Here is a 1,872-nt window from a genome sequence, read left to right as displayed (position 1 = left end):
AGCAATCCCTGATCCGGCTGTTGAAAGAAAAACGACAGGCGGTGATCAGTCATGCTGTCACCAAGGGGCTGAACCCTGATGCACCGATGAAGGATTCCGGTGTGGAGTGGCTTGGGGAAGTGCCGGAGCATTGGGAAATGGTTCCTCTCAAATATTTATGCTCATTCAGCGGAGGCGGTACACCCAGCAAAGACAATCTGAGCTATTGGAGTGGAGGTGATATACCGTGGGTATCACCAAAAGATATGAAGTCTTTTCGTATTTCTAATACTCAGGACAAGCTGACTGAGAAAGCGGTTGAGGAGTCATCTACAAACTTTGTAGATAGTGGTGCCCTCATAATGGTAGTACGCTCAGGCATTCTTCAAAGAACCATACCGATCGCAATAAACTCAGTTCGAGTCACTCTGAATCAAGACATGAAGGCTCTTAAATTCAATGGGCGGATGAAAACCGAATTTGCCGCTAACTACATATTGGGCAATGTTGATTCTTTGTTGTTGGAATGGTCGAAAGAAGGGGCAACTGTAGAGAGTATTGAACAAGAGTATTTATCTGCCAGTTTATTTCCTGTACCACCATGCGAAGAACAAGACCAGATCAATAACTCATTAGAAGAACAAATGAACACTTTTGCAGACTTGGAGGAAAACTCTGTTGAGGGAATTCAATACCTCCAAGAACGCCGCACAGCCCTAATCTCCGCCGCCGTCACCGGCAAAATCGACGTACGTGACTGGCAGCCAGCAACAGAACAACAAGAACACCCCGCAGAGGCCACCGCATGAGCAAAACACCCGATTCATCAAAAGAGCCGGATAACCTGTTCGGCGAAATCAAAGACCTGATCCAGTCTGCCAAACAACGGGCAGCGGTGGCGGTAAATGCCGAGCTGACCCTCCTGTACTGGCAGGTGGGGCAGCGCATTCATACTGAGGTGCTGAAAGGTGAAAGAGCCGATTACGGCAAGCAAATTATCACTGATCTGGCTAAAAAACTGACAGCAGCCTTTGGCAGGGGATGGAGCAACAAACAACTCCATCATTGTCTCCGCTTTGCGGAGACTTTTCCCGATCCTGAGATTGTCTCCGCAGTGCGGAGACAATTGAGCTGGACCCATATAAAAGCACTGATTTATATCGAAGACGACCTGAAAAGAGAGTTCTACTACCTGATGGCAGCTCAGGAAGGCTGGTCAACCCGAACCCTGCAAAATCGCATGGGCAGCTTGATGTACGAGCGCACAATGCTGTCCAGAAAGCCAGAAACAACCATAGAGCACGACCTGAACCAATTGCGGGAAAAAGGCAGGATCAATGAAAGTTTTGTATTAAAAGAGCCTTACCTGCTCGACTTCCTCGACCTGAATGACACCTTCGTGGAAAAAGACCTTGAAGACGCCATTCTGCGAGAAATGCAGCAATTCCTGCTAGAAATGGGTATGGGCTTTACGTTTGTTGCCCGTCAGCACCGGGTTCTGATCGATGATGACGACTTTTATATTGATCTGCTGTTCTATAACAGAGACCTGAACCGTCTGGTGGCTATTGAACTGAAAAAAGATAATTTCAAGGCAGAATACAAAGGTCAGATGGAACTATACCTGCGTTGGCTTGATAAATACGATCGCCGACCCGGTGAACAATCGCCTGTTGGTATCATACTTTGTGCAGGTAAAAAGCAAGAACAGATTGAGTTACTGGGGCTACATGAAGGTGATATCCATGTTGCAGATTATCTCACCAAAATGCCACCCAAAGAACTATTGGAAGAACGCTTCCAGCAAGCTGTCCGCAACGCCCGAAAACGTATTGAGAATAAAACTGAATAGTGGAATCCTCGAATTGTCTCCGCAGTGTGGAGACAATTCAG

2 protein-coding genes are annotated in these 1,872 nt (G+C 47.0%); both read left to right on the top strand.

Translation table 11 applies throughout. The features are described from left to right. A partial coding sequence (locus KDK19_RS18685; protein WP_257292589.1) for a restriction endonuclease subunit S occupies positions 1–788 on the top strand: 788 nt, incomplete at its 5' end. Beyond that, entirely contained in the window at positions 785–1,831 is a 1,047-nt protein-coding gene (locus KDK19_RS18680) for a YhcG family protein (protein WP_257255086.1), read from the top strand. The genes KDK19_RS18685 and KDK19_RS18680, both read left to right, overlap by 4 nt. Positions 1,832–1,872 lie beyond the last annotated feature (41 nt).

Source organism: Endozoicomonas sp. ONNA1, from assembly GCF_024606325.1.
Taxonomy (GTDB): Bacteria; Pseudomonadota; Gammaproteobacteria; order Pseudomonadales; family Endozoicomonadaceae; genus Endozoicomonas_A.
The sequence above is the reverse complement of the archived record's forward strand: the minus strand, read 5'-3'. Positions and strand labels throughout refer to the sequence as shown.